22 protein-coding genes are annotated in these 26,462 nt (G+C 55.6%); 17 read left to right on the top strand and 5 right to left on the bottom strand.

Annotated features, from left to right (window positions below; all coding sequences use genetic code 11):
• Nucleotides 1–2: 2 nt before the first annotated feature.
• Together KFJ24_RS05240 and dinG are read left to right on the top strand one after the other, a co-directional pair.
• Complete coding sequence (locus KFJ24_RS05240) at nt 3–755, top strand: general secretion pathway protein GspB (protein ID WP_250830014.1); 753 nt, start codon at nt 3–5, stop codon at nt 753–755.
• Entirely contained in the window at nt 755–2,956 is a 2,202-nt protein-coding gene (gene dinG, locus KFJ24_RS05245; protein ID WP_250830015.1) for an ATP-dependent DNA helicase DinG, read from the top strand. Before KFJ24_RS05240 ends, dinG begins: the two co-directional genes overlap by 1 nt.
• A gap of 266 nt (nt 2,957–3,222) precedes the next feature.
• On the opposite strand, the gene KFJ24_RS05250 is transcribed toward dinG, so the two are convergent.
• Nucleotides 3,223–5,964, bottom strand: a complete 2,742-nt coding sequence (locus tag KFJ24_RS05250; protein ID WP_250830016.1) for a LuxR C-terminal-related transcriptional regulator — start codon at nt 5,962–5,964, stop codon at nt 3,223–3,225.
• Between the two features lie 251 nt (nt 5,965–6,215).
• On the opposite strand from KFJ24_RS05250, the gene cysB reads away from it, so the two are divergent.
• Nucleotides 6,216–7,193, top strand: a complete 978-nt coding sequence (cysB, locus tag KFJ24_RS05255) for an HTH-type transcriptional regulator CysB (protein ID WP_250830017.1) — start codon at nt 6,216–6,218, stop codon at nt 7,191–7,193.
• 29 nt (nt 7,194–7,222) lie between these two features.
• On the opposite strand, the gene KFJ24_RS05260 is transcribed toward cysB, so the two are convergent.
• On the bottom strand, nt 7,223–7,945 hold the full coding sequence (locus tag KFJ24_RS05260; RefSeq protein WP_250830018.1) for a phosphoadenylyl-sulfate reductase: 723 nt from the start codon (nt 7,943–7,945) through the stop codon (nt 7,223–7,225).
• A gap of 210 nt (nt 7,946–8,155) precedes the next feature.
• Between KFJ24_RS05260 and thrH the strand changes: the two genes are divergently transcribed.
• A complete protein-coding gene (gene thrH, locus KFJ24_RS05265) occupies nt 8,156–8,770 on the top strand; it encodes a bifunctional phosphoserine phosphatase/homoserine phosphotransferase ThrH (RefSeq protein ID WP_250830019.1) in 615 nt (204 codons plus the stop codon).
• A 26-nt stretch (nt 8,771–8,796) separates the two neighbouring features.
• Here the strand turns inward: thrH and pabB are convergent, their stop codons facing one another.
• Nucleotides 8,797–9,945 (bottom strand): aminodeoxychorismate synthase component I, encoded by a 1,149-nt coding sequence (gene pabB / locus KFJ24_RS05270; protein WP_250830020.1) that lies wholly within the window; start codon nt 9,943–9,945, stop codon nt 8,797–8,799.
• Nucleotides 9,946–10,349: 404 nt separating this feature from the next.
• Here pabB and KFJ24_RS05275 point away from each other — a divergent pair, with 404 nt between their 5' ends.
• Both KFJ24_RS05275 and KFJ24_RS05280 read left to right on the top strand, forming a co-directional pair.
• Complete coding sequence (locus KFJ24_RS05275; protein ID WP_250830021.1) at nt 10,350–10,955, top strand: hypothetical protein; 606 nt, start codon at nt 10,350–10,352, stop codon at nt 10,953–10,955.
• A 173-nt stretch (nt 10,956–11,128) separates the two neighbouring features.
• The gene (locus KFJ24_RS05280; protein ID WP_250830022.1) at nt 11,129–12,004 is read left to right on the top strand and encodes a DUF6160 family protein; all 876 of its coding nucleotides are present in this window, start codon (nt 11,129–11,131) and stop codon (nt 12,002–12,004) included.
• Between the two features lie 129 nt (nt 12,005–12,133).
• On the opposite strand, the gene KFJ24_RS05285 is transcribed toward KFJ24_RS05280, so the two are convergent.
• Nucleotides 12,134–12,751 carry a hypothetical protein gene (locus KFJ24_RS05285; RefSeq protein ID WP_250830023.1) on the bottom strand — a complete coding sequence of 206 codons (618 nt, stop codon included), beginning with the start codon at nt 12,749–12,751 and terminating at the stop codon, nt 12,134–12,136.
• A 223-nt stretch (nt 12,752–12,974) separates the two neighbouring features.
• Here KFJ24_RS05285 and KFJ24_RS05290 point away from each other — a divergent pair, with 223 nt between their 5' ends.
• The 10 genes from KFJ24_RS05290 to KFJ24_RS05335 all read left to right on the top strand — a co-directional run bounded on the left by KFJ24_RS05290 (nt 12,975) and on the right by KFJ24_RS05335 (nt 23,993).
• A complete protein-coding gene (locus KFJ24_RS05290) occupies nt 12,975–14,009 on the top strand; it encodes a DUF58 domain-containing protein (RefSeq protein WP_250830024.1) in 1,035 nt (344 codons plus the stop codon).
• Entirely contained in the window at nt 14,006–16,084 is a 2,079-nt protein-coding gene (locus KFJ24_RS05295; protein ID WP_250830025.1) for a transglutaminase TgpA family protein, read from the top strand. The genes KFJ24_RS05290 and KFJ24_RS05295 overlap by 4 nt, the downstream gene beginning before the upstream one ends.
• Nucleotides 16,081–17,112, top strand: coding sequence for a DNA polymerase III subunit delta' (gene holB / locus KFJ24_RS05300; RefSeq protein ID WP_250830026.1), 1,032 nt, complete (start codon nt 16,081–16,083; stop codon nt 17,110–17,112). Before KFJ24_RS05295 ends, holB begins: the two co-directional genes overlap by 4 nt.
• A gap of 120 nt (nt 17,113–17,232) precedes the next feature.
• On the top strand, nt 17,233–17,583 hold the full coding sequence (locus tag KFJ24_RS05305) for a PilZ domain-containing protein (RefSeq protein WP_008171779.1): 351 nt from the start codon (nt 17,233–17,235) through the stop codon (nt 17,581–17,583).
• 14 nt (nt 17,584–17,597) lie between these two features.
• The gene (locus tag KFJ24_RS05310) at nt 17,598–18,518 is read left to right on the top strand and encodes an alpha/beta fold hydrolase (protein WP_250832561.1); all 921 of its coding nucleotides are present in this window, start codon (nt 17,598–17,600) and stop codon (nt 18,516–18,518) included.
• Nucleotides 18,519–18,522: 4 nt separating this feature from the next.
• On the top strand, nt 18,523–19,422 hold the full coding sequence (locus KFJ24_RS05315) for a DUF4892 domain-containing protein (protein ID WP_250830027.1): 900 nt from the start codon (nt 18,523–18,525) through the stop codon (nt 19,420–19,422).
• Nucleotides 19,423–19,428: 6 nt separating this feature from the next.
• Entirely contained in the window at nt 19,429–20,637 is a 1,209-nt protein-coding gene (locus KFJ24_RS05320) for a patatin-like phospholipase family protein (RefSeq protein WP_250830028.1), read from the top strand.
• Nucleotides 20,638–20,726: 89 nt separating this feature from the next.
• Nucleotides 20,727–21,629: a 50S ribosomal protein L3 N(5)-glutamine methyltransferase gene (gene prmB / locus KFJ24_RS05325; protein WP_250830029.1), complete on the top strand. Its 903-nt coding sequence runs from the start codon at nt 20,727–20,729 to the stop codon at nt 21,627–21,629.
• Between the two features lie 37 nt (nt 21,630–21,666).
• Nucleotides 21,667–22,761, top strand: coding sequence for a chorismate synthase (gene aroC / locus KFJ24_RS05330; RefSeq protein WP_250830030.1), 1,095 nt, complete (start codon nt 21,667–21,669; stop codon nt 22,759–22,761).
• 68 nt (nt 22,762–22,829) lie between these two features.
• Nucleotides 22,830–23,993 carry an MFS transporter gene (locus KFJ24_RS05335; RefSeq protein WP_250830031.1) on the top strand — a complete coding sequence of 388 codons (1,164 nt, stop codon included), beginning with the start codon at nt 22,830–22,832 and terminating at the stop codon, nt 23,991–23,993.
• A 3-nt stretch (nt 23,994–23,996) separates the two neighbouring features.
• On the opposite strand, the gene KFJ24_RS05340 is transcribed toward KFJ24_RS05335, so the two are convergent.
• Entirely contained in the window at nt 23,997–24,869 is an 873-nt protein-coding gene (locus KFJ24_RS05340) for a LysR family transcriptional regulator (protein ID WP_250830032.1), read from the bottom strand.
• Between the two features lie 161 nt (nt 24,870–25,030).
• Here KFJ24_RS05340 and leuC point away from each other — a divergent pair, with 161 nt between their 5' ends.
• Complete coding sequence (gene leuC / locus KFJ24_RS05345) at nt 25,031–26,449, top strand: 3-isopropylmalate dehydratase large subunit (RefSeq protein WP_250830033.1); 1,419 nt, start codon at nt 25,031–25,033, stop codon at nt 26,447–26,449.
• Nucleotides 26,450–26,462: the final 13 nt, after the last annotated feature.

Raw genomic sequence — 26,462 nt, forward strand, 5'->3', positions numbered from 1 at the left:
TTATGTCCTACATACTGGATGCACTCAGAAAATCGGAGACAGAGCGCCGCCAGGGCCAGATACCGGATCTGGGTCAGCAGGTTCAGTTGATTCACCGCCCCCGAAAAAAGCCGGTTTCTCCGATTGTGTGGATCACTGTTGCGCTACTGTTGAATGCGGCGGTGCTGGCCGTGATTTTCTGGCCTGACATGTTCCCGCGTGACCTGATCGAAACGTCTTCACCTTCGGAACCTGTACCCGCCATCCCGGAAGTAACGCCGCTTGCAGTCACGGCGGAAACGGCAGGGAACGCTGAAGCCGCGGCAGTTTCCGAAGATGCGGTCACGGCCAATGGAACCAATACCAGGGACGTATTGGTGAAGCAACCACCAGAGCCTGAACAGGCTTTGGCTGAGAGCGGCCTCAATGTCGATGTCCTGCCCGAACGTGAACGCCCGACTATTATCGTGCCCTCTTCTTCGCCGGCCAGTGACAATCCGGCGTTGCCGGAACCCGAGCTGACTGGCAGGGTTCCGCACCTGGTTGAGCTACCCCTTTCTTTTCAAAAGAGTGTTCCTGATTTGACCTTTAACAGCCATATATACTCCTCCGATCCTGCTGCACGCCGTGTGATGATCAACAACAATTACCTGCGCAGGGGCGACAGCTTTTCAGGGCTTGTTGTCGATAATATTACTGAGGATGGCGTGGTCCTGAGCAAGCAGGGTCAGCGTTTCCGGGTTGGTATTGTCCGGGACTGGGTGAGCCCGCGCTGATGGCCTTAACGGATGAAATCAAACAGCAGATTCAGCAGGGATATCGGGATGTTCTGGCGGGCAAAGACATACGGGCCCGTTACGGCCAACGCCTGATGATCGCCGAGATTGCCCGCTATATGGGCGATATTACCGACAACGACGGGCAACGGACATCACCACCTTCGACCTGCGTGGTTGAGGCGGGTACGGGTACAGGCAAGACCCTCGCGTACCTGATAGCGGCCATTCCGGTCGCAAAGGCGCTAGGGAAAACGCTGGTGATTTCCACTGCAACCGTGGCCCTGCAGGACCAGATCGTACTTAAAGATCTGCCAGACCTGAAAAAGCACAGCAAAATGGATTTCAGCTGGACCCTTGCCAAGGGCCGTGGGCGCTACCTGTGCATGTCCCGACTGGAAGCCCGTCTGCATGACGAGGGAAATGGTGACAGCGATACCATGCCCCTGTTTCTGCTCGACGGTCATCAAAGTGAAGAACCAGGCACCCGGGCCTTTTTTGAGGAAATGCTGGCGAGCTACGGTTCCAGAGAGTGGGATGGTGATCGGGATCACTGGCCGGAGCAGATTCCGGATGATGTCTGGCGCCAGGTAACCACCGATCACCGCCAGTGCACAAACCGTCATTGCAGCTATTTCGACAGTTGCGCCTTCTTTGATGCCCGTAAGGATCTTGATGACGCAGACATTGTTGTGGCCAATCATGATTTAGTTCTGGCAGATCTGGCATTGGGCGGCGGGGCTATCCTGCCTGAACCTGAAAATGCCCTGTTCATCTTCGATGAGGCGCACCACTTGCCGGACAAGGCGCTTAATCATTTTGCGGCGTCTGTTCCATTGAACTCTACCCGGCAGTGGCTAAAACAACTGTCCCAGGCGTTAAGCAAAATGCAGCCCTACCTGGCGCCCGCTACCCAGGGTGCAAAGACTCTGGATCGAATCAGCACAGCTTCCCGTGATGTGGATTTGGCACTCAGCCGGGTTTATGAAGAAGCTGAGCAGAATACCGGCTGGGAGTTCAATGAGGAACGCCGGACAGCGCAGTGGCGCTATCCGGAAGGGGAGTTGCCCGATGGGCTGGCAGAACTTGCAGCAGAAACGCGCATTGCTACCGCTAACCTGGTTCGTCAACTTGGTTCCCTGGCAGATGAACTCCAGAGCGCGTTTGATGAACGGAAGGAGCATGAGATAGACCGGGATACGGCCGAAGCCTGGTTCCCGGTGATTGGCTCCTTTCACAGTCGGTCTGAGGAACAGTTGCGGCTGTGGGCGGCCTGGAGTGAGCAAACGGGGAGTGAGCAGGCCAAGACTGCAGATGAGAAGGAAGGGGCGGGGCAGCCTGGAACCGGCGCTTCCAGCTACAGAAGTCCTCCACCGGCCCGGTGGGCCCTGAAACAACGGTGGGATCATGCGGAAGACATCACCTTGTATAGTTCTCCGGTTCTGGCTGATAACCTCCTTTACTCCCGCCTCTGGTCCCGAACCTATGGTGCGGTTCTGACCAGCGCTACATTGACCGCCCTTGGCCGGTTTGATCGTCTGAGGACTCGTGCCGGACTGCCAGAAGCGACGCGTTATCTCGTCGTCCCCAGCTCTTTCCGTTACGCTGAAATGGCCACTGTGGAGGTTCCGGCCATGTCGGCGATGCCTACCGACGATGCATTCGTGGATGAACTGATTGAACGCTTGCCAGGGCTGTGGGCCGGGGAGAAGGCCACACTGGTACTTTTCACATCCCGGCGTCAGATGCAGCAGGTTCGGGATGCACTTGCGCCCGAGTACCCGGACCTGATCATCACCCAGGATGATATGGCAAAGGGCGAGGTGTTGCGCCAGCATTGCAGTCGCGTGGATGCCGGCCGCCCGAGCGTCCTGTTTGGTGTCGCAAGCTTCGCCGAGGGTATCGACCTGCCAGGGAAGTACCTGCACCACGTTGTCATCACCCGATTACCGTTTTCCGTTCCGGATGATCCTATTGAAGCGAGCCTTGCCGAGTGGGTGACCCAGAGGGGAGGCAATCCGTTCATGGAAATTACGGTTCCGGGGGCGTCCATCAAGCTGGTGCAGGCGGTAGGCCGTTTACTGCGCACCGAAAATGATACGGGCCGGGTGACTATCCTCGACCGACGCATCGTTGCCCGACGTTATGGGCAGCTGCTGCTGGACGCATTGCCGCCTTTCCGGCGCATTATTGAGCGCTGATTCCCACTGATCTTCCTGGCATAAAAAAAGAGCCAGCCCTCGCGGGTTGGCTCTCATCAAAAGGGTTCTTTCGAACCCGGGCGTCGAAACAACGCGGAACAAGAAATCTGAAGGCCTGAAGTTTCAGAATTCAGGGTGAGGTGTTTGCCTCACCGTTGGAAGAATAATAGGGGAATCGAGGGCGTAGACGGATCGTCCAAAGGGCGTAGTCGGCGTAAAAAGAGATCGCAAAATGTGACGCAAGTCTCAAAATGGTTGCATTTGACTCACGAATCCAGCAATCCCAGATCCCGGGCCCGGGCAAGCGCTTCGGTGCGTCGGCCTACACCTAGCTTGCCATACAGGTTTCGGATGTGCGCCTTGACGGTGGTCGGCGCCACCTCCATCGTCGCCGCAATCTCCTTGTTGGCGTGACCTTCATTGATCAGCGTGAGCACCTGCTTTTCCCGGTGGCTCAGGGGTTCCTGAAGGGGAGCGGCTTCGGCGTTGGTTTTGATTACGGGCGTCGGCGATGCAGCATCAGAAGGCTCACTTTTTGCGTTCGCCTGTTCCCTGAGCATGGTGACAAGGTTGGTATTCCAGGATCCTGGCGCTTTCAGCAATGGTAAGTCCAACAGCAAGGCCCTTAACCGCGGACTCTCCTCGGCAAACAGGCGCATGAACCCCGCATCAGCAGCTTTGATAATGGCGCGATTCAGCATTTCCTGAGCCTCCTGGCGCCGGTTTTGACAATCCAGAGCCTCTGCATAAACCAAAAGGATCTCGACCAGGTGTCGGTTGTGGGCAGATCGTTCTGCGGCAGGAATCAATTTCGAAAGTATTTCCTGGGCTTCTCCGGGCTGGTCAAGCGCAACCTTTACCCGGGCAATACTGATCAGGTTCTGCTCCCGGTTCAGTGGATTGGTGAACCTGTCATCGTCCGGTGAGCCGAGGCAGGCGCGGGCTTTTTCCGGGTGCCCGGTCGCCAGAAAGCAGCGGGCCAGTAACGCAGAACTTGCGGGTGGCTCAAAAACAATATGATCCCTGCGCCTGCGGCCCATGTCGGCGGCATCTTCCAGCACTTCTATCGCCTCCTGAAAACGCCCCTCACTGAAAGCAAGGTGACCTCGAACGTACTGGATCACAACGTGCTGGCCTGCTTCGGTGCCACCACGAACATGCTCCAGAAGAGGGGCCAGATGCGTTGCCGCCAGCTGTGGTTCGTTGCGTTCCCGGTAAATTTCGGTAAGGGCACTGTTTTGCCAGCAGGAGATCAGGCGCGGCTGACTGGGGTCAGCGTAATGCTGGTCGACCCAGCGCCGTACCTCGGTGCAGGTATCAAGCGCCATTTCGATATCGCCACGATTGTACTGGATCCACGCGAGCAGGCCGCCACTGGAGAGCACGGTGCTGGGCTTTCGCTCAACCTGGCCATACCGCACTGCCGATTGAAGCGCTTCTTCAGCGTCTGCAAGATCGCCTTTACCAAAATAGTCCAGGCCGAGACCATAGTAAGTGACGGACTTGAGGGGAATCTGGGTGTGGTCGATATCCTTGAGCACCTGTCGTGTCAGGTCACTGGCGTTCTTATCATCGCTGCGGGTTCTCGCCAGGTAGGAGCGAATCAGTGATATTTCACTCTGCAGGCCGAGGGCGCCTTCGGCGTCCGGATGAGAATCGGCCACCTGACGGTCCAGAAGATCTTCGAGCGAGAGCAGAAGGGGTTCGAGCGTGTCCACCCGGTTGGCAAAAAACAGCCCCCACACTCTCAGCATCTGCAATTGGGGGCTCTCTTTCACGAACTCGTCGGGCAGGGCCTGAATCCAGTCAAGCACGGGCAGGTGGTAGCCCCCGTGAATCAGGTTGTTGCCATGTTCTGCGAGCACATTGGCCAGCCGTGGCCAGTCCTGGTGATGGACGATCTGGGCAATGGCCTCTTGTACATGGGCGTGATCAAGCAACCATTCAACGGTTTTTTGTCGGAGTCTCGACGCTCTCTCGGGGTCCCTTTGCCCGATTCTCTGAAGCAGGGCGTCACGGAAAAGATCGTGATAGCGGAACCATTCGTTGTGGGTGTCCAGGGGGATCAGAAACAGGTTCTGGGTGAGTAACTGTTGAAGTTGCTGCTGGCTGTCGTTTGCACCCCGAATTGCGTCACACAGCGAGGCGCACAGCCGGGGACAACAAGCTGTGTCCAGAAGAAACCGGGAGACTTCCTCTGACTGCTGGTCCAGCACTTCGGCCAGAACATAATCGCTGATATGCCTCTCGTCGACATCGAGATGGGCTGATTTAAGGTTGGTTGCCGTCGCGCCTTTACCAGGGCTGGGCTGCACACCGCCGGATAGCGCGGAAAGCTGCATGGCCGCCACCCAGCCTTCCGTTCTGCGGCATATGGAGCGTACTTCCTCCTCCGGGATGTTGAGCCCCATTGTGTCATGGAAAAATGCTCGGCATTCCTCTTCCGAAAAGGCGAGCAATCCGGGATGAATGTCCTGCACCCACCGCCGGACCCGCCAGCGTGCGAGCGGCAGGGGAGGCTCGGTACGGGAAGCAATGGTTACCGTGATGCCCGGCGGAAGGTAGTCAATAAAGTAAGCAAACTGGCGTTGGATCTCATTACCGCGGATGAAGTGAAAGTCGTCGAGAACCAGATTCCACGGAGTACCGTCGGCAGACAAAATGTTTATAAGGCCCGTGATTGCCGCGGTAACCGCGTCCACGGAGTTATGACCGAGTTGTTTGCGGCAGTCTTCGACACCTGCCAGGCCTGAATGCTCAAAAGCGCCTATCAGATACTGCCAGAACCGTCGGGATTCATCGTCGTGCTCATCAAGCGAAAGCCACGCGGTTGCAGACGGGGTGCGGGAACACCAATGCGCAACCAGGGTCGTCTTGCCAAAGCCGGCAGGGGCGATGACCAGGTTCAGTCTTTTCGGGCTCCGGGGATCCAATAACTCGCTCAACCGATCACGACGTACAGCGCGAGGATCAGATGTGGGCCGAAGAAATTTGGTGTTAAGCAGCATTGGTTCCCTGAATGCGGAAAGTGTCGATTACGGATTGTGTGCTCTGGTACATACAAGTCAAGGGCTATAGAAACAAAGCGTTGCGTCATTACCTGCGGGAATGCAATTTTGGTCTAAACTGTCTGAGAGGCATTGCCTAGACTCAAAAAGAATGAAAAATAATATTTTTATGCGTATTCTTGGCGAAAGCAAATAATCTTCTCGAACATGCAATCTGCCGAAGGCCGGGAATCCAGGGAGCAACAGAGTCAATGAAATTACAACAGTTGCGATATATCTGGGAAGTTGCGCATCACGATCTGAATGTGTCCGCAACCGCTCAAAGTCTCTTTACGTCTCAACCGGGAATCTCGAAACAGATTCGTCTGCTTGAGGATGAATTGGGGCTGGAGGTTTTTGCCCGCAGTGGAAAACATCTGACCCGAATCACACCCGGTGGTGAAATCATTATCCGGGAAGCAGGAGAAATACTTCGCCGGGTGGAAGGCATCAAGAAGATCGCCCAGGAGTTCAGTAACCAGCGCCGTGGGGATCTTAGCATTGCAACAACGCACACCCAGGCCCGGTATGCGTTACCGTCGATTATCAGCGGTTTTATTGAAGAGTATCCTGACGTGTCCCTTCATATGCACCAGGGCACCCCGATGCAGATCTCCGAAATGGCGGCGAACGGAGCCGTGGACTTCGCCATTGCCACTGAGGCCATGGAGCTTTTCAACGATCTGATCATGATGCCTTGCTATCGGTGGAATCGCAGTGTCATCGTCCCGAAGGATCACCCGTTGGCGAAAATACCTGAGCTGACACTGTCGGAACTGGCTGAATATCCCCTGGTGACCTATGTGTTCGGTTTCACCGGCCGGTCCAAGCTTGATGAGGCGTTTCAGTCTCAGGGACTGACTCCGAAGGTTGTGTTTACCGCCGCTGACGCTGACGTTATCAAGACCTATGTTCGCCTCGGACTTGGCGTTGGCATCATTGCCAGTATGGCCTTTGACCCGAAAGCGGATCCGGATCTTGTCGCCCTTGACGCCCGAAAACTTTTCCGACCGAGCGTGACACGTATTGGTTTCCGGAAGGGGACGTTCTTGCGAGGCTATATGTACGACTTTATTCAACGGTTTGCGCCGCATCTCACCAAGGAAAAAGTGGATGAAGCTGTAGCGCATCAGGGCAGCAGAACGGAAATAGAAGAGCTGTTCAAGGACGTGGAGTTGCCCACCTATTAATCAGGTGGGCTTTGTTGCCTGATTTCCGTTCAACTGCTGGCGATCAGGTTGTCTGCATGGAGCCCGCATTCCTTCTTTGTGGCTTCCTCCCACCACCAGCGGCCTTCGCGTTCGTGCTGACCCGGCAGCACCGGACGGGTGCAGGGCTGGCAGCCAATACTCACAAATCCTTTCTCGTGCAGCTCGTTGTATGGCGCTTCGGACATCCGGATATAGTCCCACACTTCCTTTGATGTCCAGTTGGCGAGCGGGTTGAACTTGATCAGGGTTTTTTCTTCTGTAGAGAACGCTGTGTCCTCCTGAATGACCGGGACATCATTACGGGTGCCGGGGCTCTGGTCCTTGCGCTGGCCGGTAATCCAGGCATCGACCGTCGCCAGCTTCCGTTTCAGGGGATTGACCTTGCGGATGCCGCAGCACTCAGAGTGGCCGTCTTCGTAGAAGCTGAATAACCCTTTTTTGTTTACCAGGTTCTGGACTTGTGTCGTATCCGGGCAGAGAACTTCGATCTCTATTCCGTAATGCTTTCTGACGCGTTCGACAAACTCGTAGGTTTCCGGATGCAGACGGCCGGTATCCAGGGTGAACACCTGCAGGTTGTCGGTGAGTTTGTGGGCCATTTCTATCAGCACAACGTCTTCTGCGCCACTGAAGGAAATGGCGATGCTGTCGTACTGCTTCAAGGCAGCCTTGAGGATTGAACGGGGGCTCTGGCCTTCGAGCTCATCCTGCAGCTGTTGGATGTCGGTCATTTCATCACTACCTGATCTAAATGTGTGAAAAGGTTACCATTAAATGCCTCATAGCCTGAAGGAATGACGATCTATATGGTTATTCCTGCTGCATGAAAATCGCTAGCGCGTAATGCACGATGCATTCCTTGCCGGATTTTCTTATCATACGGCGCTGATATCCGGGGCTGTTCTGCTCCGGCACACCAAACCGTTAATCAGGAGACCACTGTGGAACTCGCATGCCTTGACCTCGAAGGAGTACTGATCCCGGAGATCTGGATCGCGTTTGCCGAGAAGACCGGTATTGAAGAACTCAAGGCCACTACCCGTGACATTCCTGATTACGATGTGCTGATGACGCAACGACTGAGGCTCCTCGACCAGCACGGCTATGGTCTTCCACAGATCCAGGAAGTTATTGGCGAGCTGGATCCGCTGCCGGGTGCGCGGGAGTTTCTCGACTGGCTGCGTGAACGCTTCCAGGTGGTTATTCTGTCTGACACCTTCTACGAGTTCGCCATGCCGCTGATGGCCAAGTTGGGTTTCCCGGCTTTGTTGTGTCACAAACTCGAAGTGGCTGATAATGGACAGATTACCGACTATCTGTTGCGCCAGCGGGACCCGAAGCGCCAGTCAGTTCGCGCATTCCAGTTGCTGAACTACCGGGTGATCGCCGCCGGTGACTCTTACAATGACACCACCATGCTGGGGCAGGCAGAGCAGGGCATTCTGTTCCATGCACCCCAGAATGTGATTGATGAGTTCCCGCAGTTTCCCGCGGTTCATGACTTTGAGGAACTGAAGCAGGAGTTTCTCAAGGCGAGTGCTGTTCACAGCGCGTGACCAGCCCTGACCATGGGGGCAAGATTCTAGCTCGCCCCCTGAAAGCGTTCGAGAAATTCCATTAGCGGTCTGACCTTGGTCAGGGTCTCTTGATACTCACTTTCAGGGTCAGAGTCCGCAACAATTCCTCCTCCCCCCCAACAGCGTATTGTGCCCTTACCGTCACAAAGCATGGTTCGGATCGCAATATTGCTGTCGAGCGTGCCGTCGAGGCCGCGATAGAACACAGACCCGCAGTAAGGGCCACGCCAGTGTGGCTCCAGTTCCCGGATGATCTCCATGGCCCGGATTTTCGGTGCACCGGTGATAGAGCCGCCAGGGAAAGCGTCGAGGAGGGCTTTCATCGGAGTGACACCGTCTGCCAGCTCAGCCCGAATGTGACTCACCAGATGATGAACGTTCCTGAAAGATTCAAGTGAAAACAGCTTGTCGACAATGACGCTGCCTTTTGCCGCGTTCAGACTCAGGTCGTTTCTCAGCAGGTCCACGATCATCAGGTTTTCCGCGCGGTCTTTTGTCGAGGCTTCCAGTTCAGCGGCGTAGGCTGCATCGCTTGCAGGTGTTGATCCTCGTGGGCGTGTCCCTTTAATCGGGCTTGTGGTGACAACCTTCCCGTTGATTTGAAGGAATCGCTCCGGAGAAACGGATAGAACGGACGCATCGCCCACCCGGATGTAGGCGCTGTATGGGGTCGGGTTGGCGGTTGCCAGCGCCTGGAAAGCCTGCCACGGGTCGCCTTTGTAGCTGCCTGTGAATTCCTGGGAAAGGTTTGCCTGGTAGCAATCGCCCGCCTCAATGTATTCGCGGATCGTCTCTACGCTTTTTTTGAATGCTTCCGGCGATTGGCGGGCTGTGAACGGTGAGGCCATTCGCCATGGCTCCGGGTCTGAAGGAGGCGCCGTCGACATCCAGTGGTCCAGTGTCTGGCGTAGCCCGGTAGGGCATTCCGGGTGAATCCAGAGGTAGTAGGTATCGGTGCTTCGATTGTGGCTGGCTGTCCAGAGATAAAACCCGGCAGAGAGTAGCGGCACCGGCAAATCCGGGCAGAGATCTGCCAGCCGTTTTTCTTTCACATATCCGAGTTCGTAACTGAGGAACCCGATCCAGCCACCGGTCAGATAGTCTTTGCCTGCTGGTTCGGGGTGGACGCGAAAGCGATCCGCGAGGGATTCCATCCTGGCCTCCAGAGCCCTGATATCGTTCGGAGCTGAGAGCGGGTAATCAAGGGATAAGGACTCAATGGTGCAGGCGGAAAACCCACTGTATGAGCCGCGGCTCGGACCTTCTCCAACGCTCCCGATATAAACAAAGTCAGACTCACGAGCGGCATGAGATCGCAAGTGCTCGTACTGATGTTGATTAATCGGTGATGTGACGGGGAGATTCAATTTGCCCTCGGAAAAATCGGAAGAATGATAATCAGGCCACAAAACGGGCATTGTCGGTGCGCGAGTGCCACTGATCTAATAAAAGAGTCACATACCGCGACGGCCTGCTGTGAACCGGAGTATCGGTATTCTAACCGAGTCGGCCATTTGTCGCGTGGTAATCATCGCAAATAAAACAGGAATAATAAGCCATGGCGTACCTTAAAAAGTCCCTTTTGAATGCCACTTTGCTCTCTGTGTTTCTCGCTGCGCCGTTGGTGAGTGCAGAAGAAGCTCCTACAGCAGAGGTTCCGGAAAACAGCGTGATTTCTGATGGAAAGCTCACCAAAGAAGAGTTGGCGCAATACGCGGTAATAGGTCAGCGTCAGGTCGTTTATCTGACGGAAAAGGCGACAGATGAGTACTCTGATGAACTGGCGGACGCCAAACCTAATATGCCTGGTGCGTGGATGCTTCTTGACGACGGTAAGACGGTAAAACGGATCAATCTGGACTCGCAGGCCGGCGATGCACCGGCGCAGGTACGCATACTCATGTACCGGGCTGCCCTAAAATCTATCGCCAGGCGGGGCAAGATCAATGCGGCGGCAATTCTGTACACGGGTAAAGTCAATGAAGATAGCGACAAGGAAGCCTTGGTGATTGAGCATGAGCATCGACTGGGGATTTCAGGAAATAAAGTCATTCCTTTCGAGGTGAAGAACGGGAAAGTATATTATTCAGAGCCGGTTACGAGCAAAAAGCCTTTTCAAATGTTTTATGACAACAAATCTGAGGCTCTTGCTAACCAGGGTTGAGATGAGAAGTAGTCGCGATTTGTTTCAGGTTGTAAGTGCTGGGTAAAGAAGTGTGAATGCAGTCACGGACTAGGACTGTAAAACAATCTTAAATGGAATTGTGGAGTAACGGACTCCACACCCAAAACTAAAAGACTCAGATAAGAACAAAATGAGTTTATAAGGAGATAAGAATGAAAGGCCTGAAAAAAATTGCTCTTGCAACAGCTATCGCCGCGGCTCCGTTTGCTGCCAACGCTGAACTGCAAGCCATGAACGACGGCGCGATGGGTAACGTTACCGGCCAGGCCGGTGTGACCATCGAGCTGGAAACCAAGGTTAGCATCGGTCAGTTCAAATACACCGATGAAGGCTCTTTCGCGGTTAATGACATCGTTCTTGGTGGTGCCGGTGTCACTGCTGAGGGTGCCACTGCCGGTTATAACGACCTGTTGGACCAACTGAAGATTGATATCGACGTTGCTGATGACGGCGACGCCACCATTGCAGTTCACACCCTCGACGGCAATCCGATCGACTGGGGTATGACTGTTGGCTCCATGGAGCTGCAGGCTGGCGCTACCGGTACTGACAGCACTACCCTGATCTCCAACATGAGCGGCTATGGTAACCTGGCTCAGCTGGATATCTCAGTCGATACCGCAACTGATCACCTGAACATTGCTGCTGCGTTCGACGTGACGGACATGGACTTCGACGTTGAGTTCCTCGGCGTTGGTATCCGTGACATGGTTATCACCGGTGCCGGCAAAAACTTCGACTATGATGGCGATGGTTCTGTATTTAGTGCAGACGCTGACGGCGAATTTGGCCTCACCGATCCGCAAAAATTGGGCGTTCTGTCCGCTTATGCTAACGTGAACCTTGACGTCTACAAAGGCGCCGGTCTGGGTGCTTCTACTGCAACTGGCGTGCTGCGCGTTGACGTTAACAACGTTTACATGGACATGTCCGTCGGCGCCATCGAAATCGGTGGTACTTCCATCGGTTCCGTCGCAATGGATAACGTTGCGATTACCAACACCAAGCTGGCTGTCTACGGTCACTAATCTGACCTGACACCAGAACTGGTGAAACGCCCCGCATTGCGGGGCGTTTTTTTGGGTCTTGAAATTATGAGGCCCAAAGAAAAACGGCAACCCGAGGGCTGCCGTTTTTTTGCGTTTAAAAGGTCCGGGTTATCGATCCGGAACCGCAATAGAAAGATCAAACCCGCCGCCCGGCCTGGGTGTCAGGCTGATAGGGCCCTGGTTGATCGCTTGTGGAATCTGAATCTGATCTATGCCCGGCGGGTTACCGATCGAGAAGTTCAGGTTCTGTCCGTCAAAACCGATGCCCAGCTGATCATTCAGGAAGGTCTGGGTAAACGGCTCATCCGGAATCTCCATCTGCTGCCCAAAAACCAGGGGCGGAATCGTCGGGGTAAATTCTGCCAGTGGTTGTGCGTTCGCCAGTTCTTCCTGGGGAAGCAGCAGGGCCCGCCTCAGAAATTCTTCCTCGGCGCTTTCGAGGGCATCAGTTTTCCCTTCATCAACGTATCGCTGCAGGGCATCCCTGTAAGCTTCTTCTTCGGCTTCGCTCAACACAGGTTCGCCAGGAGAAATTGTGAGCGAGCGGATGATACGCTGTCGGTCCGCTTCAGACTTTCTCCGTTCTTTGGGGACCACAATGACGGCAGAATCCTTTACGTAGGTTTCCACCATTTCGTCCGATGTCATGGTCTGAACGTCTGCCATGACCGGAAGGGCTGCAGTGATACCGGCAATTGAGGCGGCAAGCAGGTGTCGGCGTTTCATAATCGGGCCTTTTCATGTGATAACGCTGATACAGGACGATTCTGACACTGCTTTGGTCAGCGCACTCCTTAAAGGGAGTATTCTGCTTGTCTCTGACTAATTCAAGCCGGATCTGTCGAGTTTGTGATCAGAATCTTTGAATTTCCAGTATTGTTATAAAGCCCTGTAAAGACGGGGGTATATTCCCGGAACCTTTCATAAATACACCGGCCTCAAGGGTACAATGAGAAAATTCTTCAGGAAGCGCTGGCAACGATGGGTGAATCGCCGTATTCCCCGTTCGGATGCCCAGATTTTTAACCAGAAAAACATCTTCATCCTGCCCACTGGTCCAGGTGTCGTGTTTGGTGCCTTGCTGTTGATCATGTTGATTACCGGAATCAACTACCAGAACAGTCTGATTTATCTCATCACGTTTCTTCTTGGCGCCGTCTTTGTCGGAGCCATGCACCAGACCCACCGCAATTTGTCTGGCCTGGAGCTTAGCTTGGTTCAACCCGGAGAGGGCACCGCAGGGGAGGAGGTTCCGTTTCGGTTTCGTGCGACAGCAGGGCGGGATGATGCCATTGCCGTTGTTCTTTCCTGTGAGGAATCTTCACTTGCGCCAATGCATGTTCCGGCCGGCCAGGCTAAGGATCTTGTGTTGCCGGTGCCATCTGCTCACCGAGGGTACCTTCGGCCTGACCGCATTCGTATTGAAACCCGATTTCCGTTTGGGCTTCTGAAAGCATGGTCCTGGGTTCGGCCCATCTCAGCGGCGATCGCTTTTCCCAGACCCTTGCCGGCCCCGGACGTTTTGAGTTCAGTCGATGACGGCGATGAGTCATCCATTGCGCGTTCTGTCGAAGGGAATGATCACGTAGACCTTCGTCCCTGGCGGGAAGGTGACTTGAGCCAGAGAGTGATGTGGAAGCGCTTTGCCAGGAACGGGCAAATGGTTGTAGCGGACTGGGAAGGAGAAAGCGGCAGCCCCGACTGGTTGGATTTTAACGCCTTTCCGGGAATGGATAATGAATTACGGTTGAGTTACCTGGCATGGCTTGTTCGGGAGAGGGAGCGTGTGGGGGCCAGGTTTGGACTGAATCTGCCTGGGCAGATCATAGAGCCGGATTCCGGACCGGCCCATGCGTTGAGGTGTCTCCGTGCGCTTGCTGTCTGGGGTGAGGAAAAGCCCCGAGATACGGTGCCTCAGGCCCATGGAACCCGCGTCAGAGGCGTTGATAACACGATGGATCGCCAAAGAGGGGCGAGGGTATGAGTGGCAGGTACCGGCTTTCCCCTGGCGAGCCGACCAATGCGTCGGCATCAGTCAGCCTGCCTTCCAGGGCCTTGCTTTGGCTCATCGCCAGTTTCGCACTGTCGCTGATGCCTCAGTGGGATCGGCTCCCGCTTTGGCTGGTTGCCGCTTGCGTTGTGCTGGCGGCATGGCGATGGCTGGCACAATATGGTCGCGTGCGCTTGCCCGGCCGCTGGCTGCGAACCGGCATCATGCTTGTGCTGATCTCGGTCTATGTGGCTACGGTTCAGGGCCGGTTTACCGTGGATACGGCGGCTTCTTTCTTTGTGCTTGCTGTTGGCTTGAAATGGCTGGAGACCCGAACCGTACGGGATTTTTACGTGCTCTTTTTTATTCTGGTGTACCTGACCACGGTGAACTTTCTTTTTCACCAGGAAATTCTCTGGACGCTGGTCAACCTGACTTCCATCGCGCTTTTGCTGGTTGGGCTACAGGTCCTGAACGCACCCGATTTACCAAAGGGCATGCAGTCAGGCTGGCGACGGCTCGTGTTGTTGCTGGTGAAGGTTCTTCCCATTGTGGTGCTGTTGTTTATCTTCTTTCCGCGCATGGCGCCGCTCTGGAGTGTCCCCCTGGTTTCGGGCGAGGCAAGAACGGGGATTAGCGACACAATGCGCCCCGGCGATATATCCAGCCTTGCCCAGAGTAGTGAGCGCGCTTTCCGGGTGACCTTCGGCGGGGAAATGCCGGAATATCGTGACCGGTATTGGCGCGGTCTGATACTGGACTACCTGGATGGAGAAACCTGGAAACAGGGCCGCACTGAAGTGTTTGAGCGACCCGGACGGGTTGCGGTGGATGGGGGCATCGGCGACCTCAAATCCGGGGAATACGACGTGCTACTGGAGCCTACGGATCAGCGCTGGGCCTTCGGGCTGGAGGGGTCTCGTGCGCTATCCGACAATGTTATCGAGGAATCGGAGGATCTTTTCCGTTTCCGCCGCCCGGCAGATTCGGCGGTCCGGTATCGTTTGGGGCCAGAGGGGGCAGGTGTATACGATGACGCCCAACTTGCACCTGCCGAGGCAAGGCGATATCTGCAGCTCCCGTCGGGAGGGAATGCTCGTTCCCGAGAGTTCGCCCGGGATCTGGGAAGCCGGCTTGACGACCTCGGTGTTGTTAGGACTTTGCTGTCCCGTTTTCGGGAACAGGCCTATTTTTACACACTACGGCCTCCCGAAATGCCCGAAGATGGCATCGACACGTTACTGTTTGATGCCAGGCGGGGCTTTTGCGCCCATTATGCGGGGGCCACCACCTTTGTGTTGCGCGCGGCGGGCATCCCTGCGCGAGTTGTCGTCGGGTATCAGGGCGGTCAGAACGGAGCCGGAGGGGATTATCTGATCGTCCGGCAATACGATGCCCACGCCTGGGTGGAGGCCTGGATCGGCGGCCGCGGCTGGGTCCGGATAGACCCCACGGCGGCCATTGCCCCGGAGCGGATTGAATCCGGCTTGCGGGACGCGGTGGCTGATGAGGGGTCGTTCCTGGAGAACGACTGGGCGTCACCACAAAGGTACGGCGATCTTGCGCTTGTCCAGTGGGCGAGCCTGCAGCTGGACCGGATCAACTATCAGTGGCAACGCTGGATCGTTGGCTATCAGGGGCAGAGCCAGATGGACCTGATGTCCCGGTTGCCAGGCGGTATTGGAATGAGGGAGCTTGGCTATCTCACGGCCGGTATCGTCGGTGTCGGGCTTCTTATTGCCGGCTTGTTGTCGGCCTGGCAGATGCGCCGTGGAGAACACCGGGATCGGTTCCGGAGAATCCTCGGGTCATGGCACCAGCTATGTGCGAGCGCTGGCGTCCCGGTGCGCACCGGAGAGACGCCGTCTGCACTGGCGTCACGCCTGGCAAGAGCCAAACCTGTCGCGGCTGATTCTGCGCGACTTTTTGCCCGCATCGTTAACAGCCATTATTATAGCGATGCGCCCGCTGAAGGTGATGATGTCGAATTGAAACGCATGCGACGCATACTCACCACTATGAAGCGACAGCTACGTCGCTCGCATTCAACCGCAGGAAAACGCTCGTGACCGACATTGCCCGTGATATGCCCTGGCTCAAGCGCGCCTGGAGCGTGATCCAGAATCGTTTGACAGAAGACCGGCTTCCCCATGCGCTGATTATCACCGGTGAATGCGGGGTGGGTAAGCGAGCCTGGGCGAACGCCGTGGCTGAGCTGCTCCTGTGCGCGGATCCTGTAAACCGGGACAACGGAGAGCCTGTTGCCTGCGGGCATTGCAAACAGTGCGAACTCTACCGGGCATCAAGTCATCCTGATGTACGGGTCTACGCGCCGGAAAAGTCCAAGATGGTTAAGGTCGATCAGATAAGGGCACTATCGGCGTTTGCAGTGGCATCCCCCCAGGTGGCCCATCACAAGGTCGCGATTATTGATCGTGCCGATCAACTAAATATTAACGCTGCCAATGCCTTGTTAAAGACCCTGGAGGAACCGCTTCCCGACGTAACTCTGCTGTTGCTGCAGGAGAGTGGCCGCCCGGTTTTGCCAACGATTCGCTCACGTTGTCAGATCTTAACCATACCCACTCCCGATTCGGAAACAGCGAATCACTGGTTGGTTGAAAAGGTTCAGGCGATGGATGAGTCCGCAAGGCCGTCGGCCGAAGTTCTGGCCAAGGCGCTGGTGCTCTCTGGCAACGCACCGCGCCTGGCACTGGATTACGCGACAGGGGATTTCATTGGGCTGCGGGATGAAGCCTTTGAGCGCTTCAAGCTGTTTATGAAGGGGCAAATCCCCGTTGCCGAAGCGGCCAAGTCATTTAAGGCGCTGGGGCTGGATAACAGCCTCTGGTTATTTGAAGTCTGGGCTGCAGACCTGGCGCGAATGAGTGCTGGTGGAGAGGCGGTCGATACGGAAGCCAAAGAGATGCTGGGATTTCTGGCACGTACCAATCCGGCCTGGCGGGCCCACGAACTGATGGACATGGTTAAGGAGTCCAGGGCGGCAGGTGTCTACAACGCCAACCCGGAACTGGAGGCCAGCAGGTTGTTGATTGCGTGGCAAAAGCTGATGCCGGTGAAGCGCCGGGCAGGTTGATAACGGCTTAATCAAAGGCCGTTGCACTTTCGCCGCCAACAACTGCTATGATTGCGAAAAGACAGGGGTTTTGTATCCCTGAAAGACGAGTAACCGTGAAACACAAGAAAGGTGTCTGTTATGGGGCCCGGATTTGGTGCACGCAGTGGTATTCTTACCCTGACCATCAAGGACAAGGCGGTGCTTTACGCCGCATACATGCCATACATCCGCCAGGGTGGACTGTTCATTCCGACCCAGAAGCAGTATCAGCTGGGTGATGAGGTATTTCTGCTGCTGAACCTGATGGATGAGCCGGAAAAGATTCCTGTCGCCGGGAAGGTCATCTGGATTACACCAAAGGGCGCGCAAGGCAACCGTGCGGCCGGCATTGGTGTGCAGTTCAACGGAGACGATGAAACTGCTCGCACCAAGATCGAATCTTACCTGGCTGGCTCACTGAGTTCTGATCGGCCCACGCATACAATGTGAGGCCTGTGTCTGCCATGAATGATATTGCCATGTCCACGGCTGCTGCAGAGAGCGCCGCATCGTTCAGTGAATCCGTCTGGACCCTTAAGCATATTCGTCTTGCCGGCCTGAGTTGGCCGGCCCGCCCGCAAGCCAAATGTCGTCGTCCTGTTCTGATGCTTCACGGTTGGCTCGATAACAGCCTGACCTTCGTTAAGCTTGCGCCTGAGCTGACCGGGCTATCCGGTGTTCATTCCGTCGATATGGCTGGTCACGGCCACTCTGGCCATAGGCCGGAAGGCCAGAGTTACCTGCTCATGGATTATGTGGCCGACCTGGCCGAACTTGTGGAGACCCATTTCCTTGAGGCCGGAGATTCACAAGTGGATCTGGTCGGACATTCTCTTGGCGGTATTGTAGGAGCGCTTTATGCGGCTGCTTTCCCGGAACGGGTCCGGAAGCTTGTGATGATTGACAGCCTCGGGGCAATCAGCCGCCCTGTTGAGGAAACGGTTCCCCAGCTCCGTAAAGCTATCAAGAAGCGCATTGCCGGTTCTGGCCGGCAGGTTGTCTATCCGGATATAGAAACGGCAGCCAGGGCGCGGGAGGGCGGACTAAGTCCCCTGAGTCCGGAAGCGGCACTTACCCTGACCCCGCGGAACATGAAGGCGGAAGGTAAGGGCTACGTCTGGCGGACAGATCCGCGTTTGAGGCATCCTTCTCCGCTGATGATGAGCGAAGAGCAGGTTCTGGCGTCCCTGACGGCGATAAGGACGCCCACTCAGTTTGTCAGGGCTGAGAAGGGCTTGTTGTCTGCCAGAAAAGGGCTCGACGAGCGAGCGAACGTTATCAAAACACTTGAGGTCGCTCAGGTGCCGGGAGGCCATCATTGCCATCTGGATGGTGATACCCGCCCAGTCGCTGATGCGGTCAAACAATTCCTAACTGATGAGTAATCCCTTGCTGAAACGCCTTATTTCACTCTATACCATCGCACTGGCAGGACTGTTGCCACTTTCCGCTTTGGCCGTAATCCCTGCTGCTGCGCCTGAGCCGTTTCCACAATCCACTCTGGAGACGACCACTACCATTAGCTCGCCCGGGCATTTGGTGCTTTTCAGTCCAATTCGGGAGGTAAACAACCAGATCCGCTCTGAAACCATGGCACGACTGCCCGTGCTTGGAGAGGGGCGGCTCTATGAAATTGCCCGGGACTCGAGCCGGGAAAAGGCAAGGGACCACTACATCACTCTGTTGCAGGCAAGGGGGGCTCAGATACTTTATCAATGCACCGGCGTTGAATGTGGTCGGAGCAATGTCTGGGCGAACCAGATATTCGGGCAAAGGGTGCTGTATGGTCGTGATGAGAGCCAGGATTACCTCATTGCTGGAAGTGTAGCGAGCGATGGTAGCCGTTGGTTGACCCTTGTTTATACAGTTACCCGCGGGAATCTGAGGGAATATGTTTGGGTAGAGCACCTGGAAGTTGAGCCTGGTGTAACGATTCCTGGCCTAGGGGGCGTTGATGACCGGATTCATGGCCCCGTCATCGTATCCTGGCAGGGTGGTGTCACTTATCGATTTGACTGGTCGGCTACAGATCGGCGTAAAATCGGTGAGTGGTCATCCAGTGAAGGAGCGGTGGTTGTTCTCACTGGATTTTCGTCTCTGGGTGAGGACGAAACGCTGGAGCAGTCCCTGGCGCGCGCGCGCAAGGCGACGGAATCCCTTTCGGAAGTGCTCGCAAAGACTGGCGTTTCAGGGGAGCAGCAAAAACTTATTGTTGTCGGCCCTGCTATCCCGTTGTCGGATCCTGAACGCCAGGGTGATCGGGTGGAAGTGACGGTTATTACGAGGTAAACGGCTATGGGCACATCCAGGGATGATGAGAAGCGCGAGCCAGGGAATAACGGGGAATCAGGCAGCACCGACAGCCTGTCCACAGTTGTCAGAAGCTCGGATGTGTCACCGGCAGCGTCCGGGATTCCTTCGAAGTCACCTTCCCAGACCGGGCGGCGTAAAACGGTCGCTTTGACACTGGGAAGCGGGGGCGCAAGAGGCTACGCGCACATTGGCGCCATAGAGGTCCTGGTAGAGCGAGGCTACGACATTATTGCCATCTCCGGCTGTTCTATGGGCGCACTGGTCGGTGGCATGTTCGCGACCGGCAAAATGCGGGATTACAAGGACTGGGTTACGGGGCTGGGTCAGTTCGATGTATTGAAACTGCTGGATGTCACGTTTAACTCAAGCGGTGCCATTCGCGGAGAAAAGATATTCTCGGTCGTCCGGGAAATGCTAGGCGATACCCGCATTGAAGACCTTCCAATTGCCTACACTGCTGTTGCCACGGATCTTCTGGCTCACAAGGAGATCTGGTTTCAGGAGGGGCCACTTGACCAGGCAATCCGTGCTTCGGTTGCCATCCCCAGTGTTGTAACCCCCCTGGTTCTCCAGGGCCGTGTCCTGGTCGATGGAGCACTGCTGAATCCACTCCCTATTATTCCAACGATTTCTTCCCATGCCGACATCGTTGTGGCGGTGAATCTGAGTGGCGAGGATGACAAGCGCCAGCGTATTCCCGATGCTGCTTTTACCGGTGGTGAGGAGGGCGCGGATATGGATGAGTGGATGGATACGATTCGGGACAAGGCTTCGCGCTGGTTTGATTGGGACACCCTTAAATCCCTTGGAGCGCGCAAACCCGACGATGGCGGGACTCCTGAAGACAAGATTTCCCGTGAGATTCGGAAAAAAGAACACCACAAGGCCGAAGACAAGAAACTTGCCGCTAAGAAGCATCATGACGATCACGAGACCATTGATTGGGAAAAGCTGGGTATCGGCAAGTTTGATGTCATGAACCTCACCATAGAAACCATGCAGAGTGCCCTCGTTCAGTACAAAATTGCGGGATACCCCCCTGATTTGCTCGTTAACGTGCCGAAGAACGCCTGCCGCAGTTACGACTACCATAAGGCACCGGAACTGATTCAGCTTGGACGGGAACGGATGTCGGCCGCCCTGGATCGCTTTGAGGAAAGCCGGAACAGCTCTGGCCCTATGGCAATCTGACCCGGAATAGTCCCCTTGGGAGGCTGCAGTACAGTTGCTAAACAGCGTATAATCGCGCGCTGACATGCTCCGAACGGGAACCGATATCTGTGACCAGCCATATTGATGATCTTCAAAGTGTCCGCGATTTCCTGCGGTACGCGTCTTCGCGTTTTGCTGCTTCACCGCTGTATTTTGGCCATGGCACCGACAATGTTTGGGATGAGGCGGTCCATCTTGTCATGCGTTCCCTGAACCTGCCCCTTGAAAACAATACCCTGTTTCTGGATGCGCGGCTCGTTCGTGAGGAGCGTCAGTTGATACATGAACGAATTGATCGTCGTATCAATGAGCGTGTCCCGCTTGCCTATCTGCTTGGCGAGGCGTGGTTCATGGGTATGCCGTTCCATGTGGACGAGCGCGTGCTTGTGCCTCGTTCACCGATCGGGGAACTCCTCGAAAAGGGGCTTCAGCCGTGGCTCGGTGATAAAGCGGTCGGGCGTGTTCTCGACTTGTGTACGGGAAGCGGTTGTATTGGAATTGGCGCGGCGAGCGTATTTGGCGAAGCGGAAGTGGACTTGTCCGATATATCGACCGATGCACTGGAAGTTGCGGCATCCAATATTGAACTCCATGGTGTCTGTGATCGGGTTCGTACCGTACAATCGGATGTTTTCGCGAATATTGATGGCCAGTACGATGTCATTCTGAGTAATCCGCCCTACGTCGATGCAGAGGATCTGGCGGCTATGCCGGATGAATATCGTCATGAGCCGGAGCTGGGATTAGCGGCAGGCTCAGACGGTCTGGAGATTGCCCATCGGATCATCGCCGAGGCTGCCAATCATCTTACCCCGGGCGGTCTGCTGGTAGTGGAAGTGGGCAATAGCTGGGTCGCTCTGGATGAACTCTATCCGGACCTGCCATTGACCTGGCTGGACTTTGAAAATGGTGGTGACGGCGTCTTCCTGGTGAGTGCGGAAGATTTGAGGCAATGGCAGGGCAAAGCTTAAACCAAGTTCTTATAAATACTGGATAAGATACTGAATCATGTCAGGAAATTCCTTCGGAAAATTGTTCACTGTCACCACATTTGGTGAAAGTCACGGTGCCGCCCTGGGTTGCATCATCGACGGCTGTCCTCCGGGACTGGAGCTTTCAGAAGCCGATATGCAGCGGGATCTGGATCGCCGTAAGCCGGGTACTTCACGTCATACCACGCAACGGCGTGAGGCTGATGAGGTCCGGATCTTGTCAGGTGTTTTCGAAGGGAAAACCACCGGTACCCCGATCGGACTCCTGATCGAAAATACAGACCAGCGCTCCAAAGATTACTCCAAAATCTCGGAGCAGTTCCGCCCGGCCCATGCCGACTACACCTACATGCACAAGTACGGTGTTCGTGATTATCGGGGCGGCGGCCGTTCCTCTGCCCGCGAGACTGCCATGCGAGTTGCGGCCGGGGCTGTTGCCAGAAAATTCCTTGAGAAGCGTCTTGGTATCCAGATACGGGGCTACCTCTCACAGCTTGGTCCCATCAAAGCCGAGAAATTTGACTGGAATGAGGTTCACCAGAACCCGTTTTTCTGTCCGGATACTGACAAGGTCGCCGAAATGGAGGCCTATATGGATGCGCTCAGGAAGGAGGGTGATTCCATTGGTGCCCGCATTAACGTGGTCGCGGATGGTGTTCCTCCCGGGCTTGGTGAGCCGGTCTTCGACCGGTTGGATGCAGATCTCGCGCACGCGCTGATGAGTATCAATGCGGTAAAGGGTGTTGAGATAGGCGCAGGTTTTGACAGTGTTGAGCAGAAAGGCACTGAACACCGGGATGAGATGTCGCCGGAGGGGTTTCTCTCGAACAGCGCTGGTGGGATCCTTGGCGGGATTTCCTCAGGGCAACCGATTGTCGCCAGCATTGCGCTGAAACCGACGTCCAGCTTGCGTCTGCCGGGCCAAAGTATTGATGTGAATGGCAACCCGGTAGAGGTGATCACGACCGGGCGACATGATCCCTGTGTAGGTATCCGCGCTACGCCTATCGCAGAGGCGATGATGGCGATTGTGTTGCTGGACCACTACCTCCGTCATCGCGGTCAGAATGGCGATGTGTCTGTTTCTACGCCGGTGCTCGGGCAGCTTTAACAGCTGCTCCATACGGCTTTCCGACGCGTAGCACCGGCTTCAGTCTCCGTGAAGCCGGTCAGTCTGGCTTGGGAGAGTTGAATATCTACTGGCGACTTTCCAACCTTTACTTCTGGTTTTTTGCCCTCCTTGGCGGGCTCCTGCCGTATTGGTCGCTCTATCTGGACGGCCAGGGCTTTTCCTATCTTCAAATTGCCACCCTGATGGCGACCATTCAGTTAACCAAGATCGTAGCGCCGAGTGTCTGGGGCTGGCTCGGCGACCGAACCGGACAGCGTGTTCGTCTTGTGAGGTTCGGGGCGATTACCGGATCACTGTTCTTTGCAGGCGTGTTTCTTGAACCCGGCTTCTATGGTCTGCTGCTGGTCATGCTGGCATTTACGTTCTTCTGGAATGCCATTCTGCCGCTTTATGAAGTCATAACTCTCAGGACGCTGGGCCGGCAAAAGGAAAGGTACGGAAAGGTCAGGCTATGGGGGTCGGTCGGATTCATTGTAGCCGTTGGGGCTGTGGGTGGGATCCTGGAGTTTGTGCCGATTCAGAGTCTTCCGTGGTTGCTTTTGCCAGTGTTCGCAGGCATCGCGGTGTCTGCATTCCTGGTCCCGTCGGAAAAGGGTGAGCGCAAGCCAAAGGCGCCGAAGGGCAGTTTAAAGGCTATCGTGACGCACCCAGCGGTGGTTGCATTCTTCTTGATGAACTTCCTGCTGCAGGTTTCGCACGGCGCCTATTACACGTTTTTCAGTATTCACCTTGAACAGCACGGCTATGGCAAATTGCCGATAGGTTTGCTCTGGTCACTGGGTGTCATTGCCGAAATCGGCCTCTTTCTCGTAATGCACAGGCTAACCCATCGACTGACCGTCAGGCAGATTGTTATTGGCTCACTGGTGCTTACGATGATTCGATGGGTGCTTATAGCCGAGGTGACGGATGTAGTGTTTGTGCTGATCTTTGCCCAGTGCCTGCACGCCGCTTCCTATGGGGCTTTGCATGCGATTTCGGTTCAGTATATTCAGGGGTTCTTTGGTAAGCATCATCACGGTCAGGGGCAGGCGCTGTATAGCGGGCTGACCTTCGGTGCCGGTGGTGCTCTGGGTGCATGGCTATCTGGGTTTCTGGTGGATGGCTTCAGTACCTCTGCTGCTTTCTGGGGTGGCGCGGTTGCAATGGCGGTTGCTATTGCTATTACCTGGCATGGCCTCAGGCCGCCGCCGGAGCCAGAGGAGGTTTGAGGCTTAAACCAATTCCTCTTCCTGAACGATGGCCAGCAGTGCTTTCGCTGCGTTGCTCAACTGACGACCGGCGAGCCCGATTCCTCCCAGTACACGGGTAACAGAATGCCCGATTTCCAGCGGACGCAATCCGTCATCCACCATGCGCAGCGGCAGTACACTCCAGCCCAGCCCGACACTTGTCATCATCTTGATGGTTTCAAGGTAGTTGGTCGGCATCTGGGGGTTGAGGTGCAGATTGTCCTCCAGAAACAGCCGACTCACGACACGGTAGGTCGCAGTTGCCGTATCGGGCAATAACGCAGGGTGTTTTGAGAGATCTTCCAGCGTCGGATGCTTTAGGGCCGCGAGTGGGTGATCTGCCGCCGTAACAAACACCATTGGGTCGGGCCACTGTGCAAATACGTTGAAGCTTGGTTCCATGCTGTCGCTCAAGGTCACGAAAGCCAATTCAGCGTTGCGTTTACGCATTTGCTCGTAGGCCGCATCAGAATCCATGAACTGCAGATTCAGATCCACCTGGGGATACTCTCTCTTGAACCGCCGAAGCCAGTTGGGCAAGTGATGGAGGCCGATGTGGTGGCTGGCGATGATCTGGAGCTCGCCCTCCACATGAGCTGAATCCGGCGAGAGTGCCACCCGGGCATTGTGGATTTCATCCAGAATCCGGCGGGCGTGCGGAAGGAGTCGCGTACCCGCATCCGTTAACCGGATTTGCCGGTGACTGCGATCGACGAGCGATGCTCCAAGCTGAACCTCGAGAGCTGCGAGCCGCTTGCTGATTGCCGGCTGCGTGAGGTGCAGAACCTCGGCAGCCTCGGAGAAGGAGCCATGGTCAACGATGGCTAAAAATGCCCGTAGAGAATTTGAGTCCATGCTCGGCTACACCAGTTTGAGTCCTTTATGAAACCGAAACTAAAGTATGCCTGCAAGGAATGCAATGGATAAAAAACATGAATTGGGGTTATTGGTCGGGAAGGAGTAAGATAGCGCCATAGCAGTCAAAATCAGAAAACCCGAAGGATGAGAGAGTAATCATGGCGGGCAAGACGTTATACGACAAATTATGGGACGACCACCTGGTCAAGCAGCGGGATGACGGTTCCGCATTAATCTATATCGATCGGCAGTTACTGCATGAAGTAACTTCGCCGCAGGCCTTTGAGGGGCTTCGTCTGGCTGGTCGCAAACCCTGGCGTCTTGATGCCAATCTGGCGGTTCCGGACCATAACGTTCCGACGACCGACAGGGAAAAGGGGATCGAGGGTATCGTTGACCCGGTTTCACGGATTCAGGTCGAAACCCTCGACAAGAACTGCGATGAATTCGGCATCCTTGAATTCAAGATCAAGGACCAGCGTCAGGGTATTGTTCACGTTATCGGGCCTGAGCAGGGAGCAACCTTGCCGGGTATGAGTATCGTGTGCGGGGACTCCCATACCTCGACCCATGGTGCTTTCGGTTGTCTTGCCCATGGTATCGGGACTTCGGAAGTCGAGCATGTGCTGGCGACCCAGTGCCTGGTCCAGCAGAAAATGAAAAACATGCTGGTGAAGGTCAACGGAAAGCTTGGGGCCGGTGTGACCGGCAAGGATGTGGTGCTCGCAATTATCGGTAAGATTGGTACCGCAGGCGGGACAGGCCATGCTATTGAGTTTGGTGGCGAAGCCATCCGTGACCTGAGCATGGAGGCACGCATGACCATCTGCAACATGTCTATTGAGGCCGGCGCCCGTGTGGGTATGGTGGCGGTCGATGACACGACCATCGACTACGTCAGAGGGCGTCCGTTTTCGCCCACAGGCGATCAGTGGGATGCGGCAGTTGAATACTGGGGCTCACTGCACAGCGATGACGATGCGGTATTCGACAAGGTCGTCGAGCTGGATGGTTCGGAAATCAAACCGCAGGTCAGCTGGGGAACCTCTCCGGAAATGGTCGTTGGTGTCGATGGCACGGTCCCGGATCCGGCAAAAGAGCAGGACCCCATCAAGCGGGAAGGCATTGCGCGTGCGCTCAAGTACATGGGGCTCGAAGCCAGCATGCCGATTACCGATATCAAGCTGGACCGAGTGTTCATTGGTTCTTGCACAAACAGCCGTATTGAGGATCTGCGTGAAGCCGCAGCTGTGGTCAAGGGGCGTAAGGTTTCGCCAAGCCTCAAGCAGGCGATGGTCGTTCCCGGTTCCGGCCTGGTCAAAACCCAGGCAGAGCAGGAAGGCCTGGACAAGATTTTCCTTGAAGCCGGTCTGGAATGGCGCGATCCGGGTTGTTCCATGTGTCTGGCCATGAACGCCGACAAGCTGGGGCAGGGTGAGCACTGCGCCTCTACCTCAAATCGGAACTTTGAGGGTCGTCAGGGCTTTGGCGGCCGCACGCATCTGGTCAGTCCCGCAATGGCAGCAGCCGCAGCGGTCACCGGCCACTTTATTGATGTCCGCGAATTGATGAACTGATCCACAGGAGAGA

Origin of the sequence: Marinobacter sediminum, assembly GCF_023657445.1 — a bacterium.
Classification (GTDB): domain Bacteria; phylum Pseudomonadota; class Gammaproteobacteria; order Pseudomonadales; family Oleiphilaceae; genus Marinobacter; species Marinobacter sediminum_A.

Bases quoted from the DNA above. Each gene is read 5' to 3' on its own strand.
- KFJ24_RS05240 (WP_250830014.1), top strand. From the start codon at position 3: ATGTCCTACATACTGGATGCACTCAGAAAATCGGAGACAGAGCGCCGC.
- dinG (WP_250830015.1), top strand. From the start codon at position 755: ATGGCCTTAACGGATGAAATCAAACAGCAGATTCAGCAGGGATATCGG.
- KFJ24_RS05250 (WP_250830016.1), bottom strand. From the start codon at position 5,964: ATGCTGCTTAACACCAAATTTCTTCGGCCCACATCTGATCCTCGCGCT.
- cysB (WP_250830017.1), top strand. From the start codon at position 6,216: ATGAAATTACAACAGTTGCGATATATCTGGGAAGTTGCGCATCACGAT.
- KFJ24_RS05260 (WP_250830018.1), bottom strand. From the start codon at position 7,945: ATGACCGACATCCAACAGCTGCAGGATGAGCTCGAAGGCCAGAGCCCC.
- pabB (WP_250830020.1), bottom strand. From the start codon at position 9,945: ATGGAATCCCTCGCGGATCGCTTTCGCGTCCACCCCGAACCAGCAGGC.
- KFJ24_RS05275 (WP_250830021.1), top strand. From the start codon at position 10,350: ATGGCGTACCTTAAAAAGTCCCTTTTGAATGCCACTTTGCTCTCTGTG.
- KFJ24_RS05280 (WP_250830022.1), top strand. From the start codon at position 11,129: ATGAAAGGCCTGAAAAAAATTGCTCTTGCAACAGCTATCGCCGCGGCT.
- KFJ24_RS05285 (WP_250830023.1), bottom strand. From the start codon at position 12,751: ATGAAACGCCGACACCTGCTTGCCGCCTCAATTGCCGGTATCACTGCA.
- KFJ24_RS05290 (WP_250830024.1), top strand. From the start codon at position 12,975: ATGAGAAAATTCTTCAGGAAGCGCTGGCAACGATGGGTGAATCGCCGT.
- KFJ24_RS05295 (WP_250830025.1), top strand. From the start codon at position 14,006: ATGAGTGGCAGGTACCGGCTTTCCCCTGGCGAGCCGACCAATGCGTCG.
- KFJ24_RS05305 (WP_008171779.1), top strand. From the start codon at position 17,233: ATGGGGCCCGGATTTGGTGCACGCAGTGGTATTCTTACCCTGACCATC.
- KFJ24_RS05310 (WP_250832561.1), top strand. From the start codon at position 17,598: ATGAATGATATTGCCATGTCCACGGCTGCTGCAGAGAGCGCCGCATCG.
- KFJ24_RS05320 (WP_250830028.1), top strand. From the start codon at position 19,429: ATGGGCACATCCAGGGATGATGAGAAGCGCGAGCCAGGGAATAACGGG.
- aroC (WP_250830030.1), top strand. From the start codon at position 21,667: ATGTCAGGAAATTCCTTCGGAAAATTGTTCACTGTCACCACATTTGGT.
- KFJ24_RS05340 (WP_250830032.1), bottom strand. From the start codon at position 24,869: ATGGACTCAAATTCTCTACGGGCATTTTTAGCCATCGTTGACCATGGC.
- leuC (WP_250830033.1), top strand. From the start codon at position 25,031: ATGGCGGGCAAGACGTTATACGACAAATTATGGGACGACCACCTGGTC.